The sequence below is a fragment of the uncultured Caulobacter sp. genome (genome assembly GCF_937900395.1).
Lineage (GTDB): Bacteria > Pseudomonadota > Alphaproteobacteria > Caulobacterales > Caulobacteraceae > Caulobacter.
On sequence record NZ_CALCDX010000206.1, the window covers coordinates 1 to 7426 of the forward strand.

Here is a 7426-nt window from a genome sequence, read left to right on the forward strand (position 1 = left end):
GGCGGCGGCCTGGGTGGCGGCCGCGGCGGCGATGGTGCCGGCGCTGGCGCCCGCGGGGGCCCGCTCCAGGTCGGCCACCGGCACCTCGGCGGCTTCCAGTTCGGCCTTCTGCTCGGGCGTCTTGTAGCCGGAGATGATCACCAGGATCATCGCGGTGAAGAACGCCGCGAGCACCGCGATGCCGTACAGCACGATGCTGTTGAACGCGGGGATGGTCAGCAACGACGTGAACACGAACGCGCTGGTCTTCACACCGCCGCCGAGGCCGATGATCAGACCGCCCACCAGACAGCCGACGAGCATTCGTGGATAGATTCGCTTGAACCGCAAGTGAATACCGTAGAGCGACGGTTCGGAGATGCCGCCCAGCAGACCCGCCGCCAGCGCGCCCGTCGCGGTCTGCCGCATCTGGACGTCACGCTCCCGCCAGGCCAGGAACAGCACGCCGGCGGTGGCGCCGAAGCAGGCGAAGTTCCAGGCGCCCATCGGGCCCTGGATGAAGTCGTAGCCCAGCGTCTGGATGTTGATCAGCATGATCGCGTTGATCGGCCAGTGCAGACCCAGCGGCACCATGAACGGGTAGGCCAACGGGATGATGATGGCGAAGATCAGCGGCGAGAAGTCGTTGATGGACTTGAGGACATGTCCCAGACCGGCACCGGCGTACACCCCGATCGGCCCGATGAGGAACGCGGTCAGCGGGATCATGATCAGCATCGCGAGGAACGGCACGAAGATCATCTGGACGTTCTCGGGGATGAGCCGCTTGAGGTACTTGTACAGCGGACCGAGGACGGCGGCCATCAGCAGCATAACGCCTCGCCTAGAGGCCATAGGAGAATTCCAGGACGTCATCGCTGGCGCCCTCGCGGTGAGTGGCGGTCATTTCCGGACGGCCGCCCTGGCTTTGCATCCAGACGGTGTAGACGCCTTCCATGAGGGCGGCGAAGGCGCGGCGCCAGTGGCCGCTGGCGTCTTCCAGGTGCTGGCCCGGATAGGCGCGGTGACGGATGGCGATGGCGCTGTCGGCCAGAGCCAGCGAGACATAGCCCCAGTCCATCTCGGCCAGCGCCACGTTCAGCGACGCTTCCAGCTCGTCCAGCGTCTTCACCGGCGGCAGGGCGACCGAGCGCGACACCCGCAGGCCGATCTGGCGGTAGAAGCCCCAGGCCTCCTGGGCGCTGAAGTTCTCGAACAGCTCGTCGGCCATGGCCAGCATGACGGCGCGCCACTGGGCGCTGAACTGGCGCGCGGCCAGATAGCGGAGGTCGGCGGTGTCGGCGACCTTGGCGACTTCCGGCGCGGCGGCTCGGGCGGAAAGGCTCTTCAACATCGGTCGTTCCTATTGGCTGGACAGAATCCGCCGCAGATAGAAGCGGAACTTGTATTCGTTGTAGGCCCCGAACGTGTCGAGCGAGGCCTCGCCGCCGGCGGCCGAGCCGCCGCGGAACTTGTACTCGCCCGAGAGCAGGCCGGTCAGGCCGACGCCCGTCTTGCTGGCCGAGTCGTAGCGGGCCAGGATCGTATTGTCGGACGCGGCGTAGGACTCGATGGCCTGCTGGGCCGCCGGGCTGTTCGGGAAGATCGGCGAGCTGTCCTCGCTGTACGACTGCACGCCGATGCTGAAGGCGGCCTTGGCCCGCCAGCGCTCCCGCTCCTTGGAGTACGACACCGGCAGGGCGACGCTGACAAACTGCTGCGGGCTGAAATAGCCGCCCTGGCCGAAGCTGAAGAAGCGCAGGTTCTTGTCGTACGCCTGCATATTGGCGTTGAGGCCGATCTGCAGCTGGTCGCCGTTGCTGTCGATGGGGCGGAAGTAGGCCCCGGCGTTGATCTCGTAGCCCGTGTTGCTGGTCACGTTGTGACCGATCAGGTGACGGTAGGCGACATCGGCATAGGCGCCGGCCGAGCCGAAGTTCGCTGAGGCGCCCAGGCTGGCGCCGCGCCGGACCACGCCGCCCCACTCCACGCCCGTCAGCGGGTCGCGGTCGCCGGAATAGGCCAAGACGCTGTCGGTGATCGGACGCTGCTCGACCGTGGCGCGAACCTGGGCCTCGCCGATGTCGAGACGCCCGGTCAGGCCGCCCGTGAAGCTCTTGCGCATGAAGCCCAGCGGCGTAATGCCGGCGTCCAGCGAGATCGGACCGGAGTCGTAGAACATCGACACGCCCGCGCCGGCCCGGCTGCTGCTGTCGAGGCTGGGCAGGACGATGGTGTTGCCCGCGACGATGGCCTCGGCGTTGACCAGCGGGTTGGTGCCGATATTGGCGATAGTCGACTGCTTGGGCGCGCCGGCGGTGATGACCACCGGATTGACGGCCAGACCCAGGCGTCCGATCCCAAACGGCGAGATCGAGGCGGCGATGCGGGTGTTGGCCTCGAACAGGCGGCTCGTGCCCTCTTCGCCGCTGCGAGCGCGCAGGTTGGCCGCGCCTTCGAACTGCGGCGCCGTCGACTGGCGCAGGGCGGCGATCTCGCGGCCGACCTTGGCCGGCAGCGGGGCGTTGGCCGGCAGCGGCGCGTTGGACGCCTTGGCCGCATAGGCGCGCGGCGGCGTGTAGGCCGGCGCGGGCGTGGGCAGCGGGGCCAGCGAGGCCGGTCCGGCGGCCGCGTAGGACGAAGCCGGATAGGCGGGCGCCGAATAGCTTGGCGTCGCGGCGGCCGCATAGTTCGGCGCGGCCGGCGTCGGAAGCGCCGGCGGGTTCGAATTGGCCGGCAGGCTGACGCCGATCCCCAGGGTCGACGGATCGCTCTGCGGCGAGTTCGAAGGGATGGAGGCGTAGTTCGAGGCTGGGCTGGAGGCCGGCGCGTAGCTGGGCGCGGGCGCATAGCTCTGGGCGGGCGCGTAGCTCGGGGCCGGAGCCGGCGCGTAGGACGCATAGGCCTGAGGCTGGGCGGCGGCCGCGTTGGGAAGCTGCGGCAGGGCGAAGGCGGGCGCGGAAGACGCCATGGCGGGCGCGCCGTAGGTCGGCGCATCGGCCGCCTGGGCGATCGCGCGGGCGGCGAACGGGTTCGGGCCCAGGGCGCCGCCAACGCCGGCGGGCGCGCCGGGCTGAACGCCCTGACCTCGCGCCAGCAGGGTCTGGGCGCGCTCGAACGCCTTCAGGGCCGCGCGTTCGCGTCCCCGAGCCTGCTCCATCTGGCCCAGCTGGTAGTAGAGGTCGGGATTGTTCGGCTGGATCGCGATCGCGCGACGCAGCAGGTCGTTGGCGCGATCGTAGTCGCCGGTGCGCACGGCCACGCGGGCCGAGCCGGCCAGAGCCTCGTAGTCGTTCGGATTGATCGACAGCAGGGCTTCATAGGTCTGCGCGGCCTGGGGCGCGAGGTCCCCGGTGTCGTACAGCCGCGCCAGGGCCGACAGCAGCATCGGATCGCGCGGGGCGACCGTGAAGCCTTGCGACAGGGTGTCGAAGGCGGCGGCGAAGTCGCCGGCCAGGCGCAGGCGGTCGGCGCGGCGGGCGCTGTAGAGCGCCGCCAGGCTGCGATACTCGCTCTGCGGCTGCTGCTGGGCGGCGGCGTTCAGCAGATTGATCGCGGCGGCGTCCTGGCCGGTCTGGGCCAGCACCGCCAGGAAGCCCGAGGCCTCGGACGGCTTGAAGCTGGCCGGCGGCTGGCGGGCCGCTTCAAGCGCCAGGGCGGTGGACTGATAGCTGTCGCCCAGGTCCAGCAGGGTCTCGGCGATGCGGCCGCGCACGCCAAAGCCCGGCGAGGTGCGGCTGAGCAGGCCGCGCAGCAGGCTGACGCCATCGACGGGACGGCCCTGGGCGCCCCAGCGCTTGGCCTGTTCGATGGTGCTGAGGGCTTCGACGCGCCCGATCAGGTCGCGGACCTGGCGGGTGCGGCTGGCCTCGGGCACGCGACGCAGCAGGCCGATGGCCTCGTCGTTACGGCCGCGCGATTCCGAATACAGCGCCGCAGCCTGCAGGGCCTCCGGGTCGCTGGACTGGTACAGCGGGGCCATCAGCGACTGAGCCTCGGCCTCCTGCCCCTGGTCGGCCAGGAACTTGGCGTAGTCGTAGCGCGACCACGGATTGTTCGGATTGGCGGTCAGGGCGGCCGACAGGGCCGCGCCGGCGCCGAAGGTGTCGCCACGCTTCTGCAATTCGGTGGCGCGCGCCCGCTCGATGGCGGCGCGGGTCTGGCCGGCGGTCGGGCCGGTCAGGGTCGCGGCGATCTGGCTGGCCTCGTCATAGCGAGCCTGATCGGCCAGGGCCTGGGCGAGGCCGGCGATGGCCTCGGGACGCTGCGGCGCCGTCGCCAGGGCCGCGCGGAAGGCGGTCTCGGCGTCGGCGGGACGCCCCAGGGCGGCCAGCGACTGGCCCCACAGGACTTGAGCCTCGATCCGGTCCGGGTTCTGGCCGTTGGCCAGCGGACGGGCGTCCTGCTCGGCCTGGGCGTAGCGACCGCCTTCATAGGCGGCGCGGGCCCGCGACAGGGCCGAGAAGAACTGGGCCGACCGCAGGGCCTCGCCCCAGCGCTGGTCGCCCGAAGGCCCCTTGCTGGCCCGCTTGAGCAGCTCCTCGGCGTCGGCGAAGCGGCCCTGTTGCAGGCGAATGATCCCCAGGCCGCCGGCGGCGTCGAGGTCGCTGGAGCGTTCGCGCAGGGCCTGGTTGAACAGCCGCTCGGCGCCGGCGAGATCCTTGCGCTGCAGAGCCTCGAAGCCGGACGCGCGCGAGGCGCCGCTGGGATCGATCGGCGGAGACGGCTTGGTCTCGGTCTTGCCTTGGCGCGGATCGTTCACCGCCGCGCTTTCGTTGCTGGCGACCGAGGCGCTGGTGCGGGCCTTCAGCGCCTTGTCCAGCGCCACGACCCGGGCGTCCGAGGCGCTGGTGGCCGCTCGCAGCTGCTTGAGCCAGCGATCACCCGCGCCGATATCGCCATCCTCGATCGCGTACGACGCCAGGCGCTGCAGCACCTGCGGGTTATTCGGGCTTTCCCGCAGCGCGCGTTGCAGCGCTTGAAGGCTGAGGTCGTTGCGGCCGCGCTTGCGCTGGCTGGCCGCCTGGTTCAGCAGCGCCTGCACCACGCCGCCCTGGCTGGCGCCCTGGGCGGGTGGCGGCGCCGCCATCTCCGGCTTCAACGTCTTCGCGCCCGGGACCAGCGGTTGGGCCGCCGGCTTGTCGCTGGGCAGGCGGGGTTGGACCTGAGCGATGGCCGTCGAGGCCATCAGGCTCGACGCCAGCGAGATACAGGCGATCGTTCTCATCGCGGGTCCACTTCCCTGTCGGACAGGCGCTTACGTTCAAGGACGCTGAGCACGACCCAGAATCCGCCCCCGATTATCAGGGATGCGCCGATCACCGCCAGGGCCAGCAGCAAAGGATTGCGGCTGCACCACCACATCACCGCCACCCACCAGGGCAGGTGACCAGACCAGAAGCCCGGCGCGACCTGGAAGCTGTTGAAGCTCTTGTCCGTGGCGATCGCCAGATCGCCCTGCATCGCGGCGTTGGCTTCGGGCTTGTCCATCGAATTGACGATCTCGGGCAGCCGCGCCGGGTTCGCCGAAAGCACGGCGACGACCACGCGGCTCTTGTCGAACGGCGAGCGCCAGCTGGTCACGCCGGCGAAGTCGCTGTTCGTCACCAGGGCCGCGTCGGCGGCGACCGGATTGCGCTGGTCGACGTTGGAGCCGAACCGCGAGAACAGGCGCGTGATCGGCGAGGTCGAGGCGACGCGCAGTTGGCTGCCTTCCACCCGCACCGGGGCGCTCTGGAACAGCTCGGAGGCTTGCGAGGCCAGCGACAGCGGGCCGACCACCAGGACGTCGCGCCCCCGCAGCGTGGGGGACTCGCCCGGACGGGCGATGGTGACGCCGACGGCGGGCGCGCCGGTGGAGTCGCCGATGCGGCCGATCAGGGTGAACAGCGCCTGCAGCGTGTCGGGTTGCGGCGCCTGCGGGATCAGGACCAGGGTTTCCGACAGGTCGGCGACGCGGCTGAACGGAAAGCCGGAACTGGCGAAGAAGGCGAGGTCCGGCATGCGCGAGAAGTGGTGCGCGCCCGTCAGGTCCAGCGTCGAGTCGGCGTCGATGCCGACGCGGATGCCGATGGGCAGGATGCCTTCGCAGGCGCCCTTCTTCTTGCTGTGCAGGTCATAATAGAACTGCAGCTGGTTCTGGCCGAAGATGTTGTAGCCGGGGATATCCACCGAGGCCGAGTGCTGGATGGCCGAGACGCCGATGGCGTCGCGGAGCTTGGCGGCCGTTCGTTCGGGGCGCAGCGGGATCGAGCGGATGTACTTGTCGTTGGCCAGCACATCCAGGCGCGACATCGTGTAGTCCAGCCAAGGACCGGCCGGGTAGCGATAGCCGAAGGTCAGCTTGGCGCCCGGGCGGGGCCAGAAGAACAGGTCCGGGGCGGTCCGGAACTCAGCCGTCAGCAGGCCCGGACGCAAGCCCGCGCCTTCCAGATACGACTGGCCGACCAGGTCGCCCAGACGTACGGGGTGGCGGGTGTCGACCCAGCGCGGCGCGTCATAGGGCTGGCGCCGCGCGATCGGCTGCGGCGTGACCTGGGCGCTCTGGCCCGAGAGGCTCTTGGGCGACGAGGCCAGCACCCGGGCGGCCGCCAGCACGTCCTCGTCCGAGCCGCCGGAGACCACCAGCAGGGAGGCGTAGGGGTTACGCGGGTTGCGGACGATGCTGATCATCGGGCCGGAGGCCTGGGGGACGACCCAGCCGCCGATCTGGCTGCCGCCGCGCGCCAGGATGACCGCGTTGCCGTCCGGCAGGTCGTTGAACAGCACTGGGAAGGCGAAGCCATGGAAGCTGGCGGTCATGCCGAAATACGAGGCCGTGGCCGCGCCCGCGGCGATCAGCTCGTTGGACGGCGCGCCGGCGAACACGAACGGCAGCTTGAGCTGACGGCCTTCCGTGGAGTCGAAGAACGGACCCGGCAGGCGCGAGAGCGAGTCGCCCACCGACAACTGCTGCAAGGTCAGGGTCAGACGGCTGCGAGTGTTGCTGATATTGGCCCACAGCGTCGAGTGCAGCGGGTCTTCGCAGCTGCGCGTGTAGTGGCTGATGAAGCGGAAGCCGAGGCGGTTCTCGTTGGTGAACAGGCCCGGATCGATCGGCAGGGTGACGACCACGCCGCCGGCGCCGTCGGGCGTCAGGGGCACGGTGCCGATCACCTCGTCGTTCAGCAGCACCGTCAGGTGGCTGAGGTCCGCCAGCAGGGTCGGCGAATAGGCGAAGTTCAAGGTCAGCTGGGCGCTGGTGACGACTTCGTCCTGGCGCAGATTGACCGGAATGCCGGCCTCGCCGGCCGAGCCGATCAGGCGCAGCGGCCGGTTAACCTTAAGATCCTCGAGCGTCATCGACAGGGTGCGGACGCCGCCGGTGGGCTTGGCGACGACGGCGCCGGGAGCCGCGGGCGCCGTCGCGGCCGCGGGACGCGCCGCCGCGCGCGCGGGCTGGGCGTGG

4 protein-coding genes are annotated in these 7426 nt (G+C 70.4%); all 4 read right to left on the bottom strand.

What is annotated here, in order from left to right:
• Window positions 1–813, bottom strand: an 813-nt coding sequence (locus Q0379_RS18015; protein WP_299014741.1) for a PTS transporter subunit EIIC, incomplete at its 3' end; no start/stop codon positions are given.
• A gap of 10 nt (window positions 814–823) precedes the next feature.
• On the bottom strand, window positions 824–1333 hold the full coding sequence (gene bcsD / locus Q0379_RS18020) for a cellulose biosynthesis protein BcsD (protein ID WP_299014744.1): 510 nt from the start codon (window positions 1331–1333) through the stop codon (window positions 824–826).
• A gap of 9 nt (window positions 1334–1342) precedes the next feature.
• A complete protein-coding gene (locus Q0379_RS18025; RefSeq protein WP_299014747.1) occupies window positions 1343–5206 on the bottom strand; it encodes a cellulose synthase subunit BcsC-related outer membrane protein in 3864 nt (1287 codons plus the stop codon).
• The coding region (locus tag Q0379_RS18030; RefSeq protein WP_299014750.1) for a cellulose biosynthesis cyclic di-GMP-binding regulatory protein BcsB at window positions 5203–7426 on the bottom strand (2224 nt) is incomplete at its 5' end. The genes Q0379_RS18030 and Q0379_RS18025, both read right to left, overlap by 4 nt.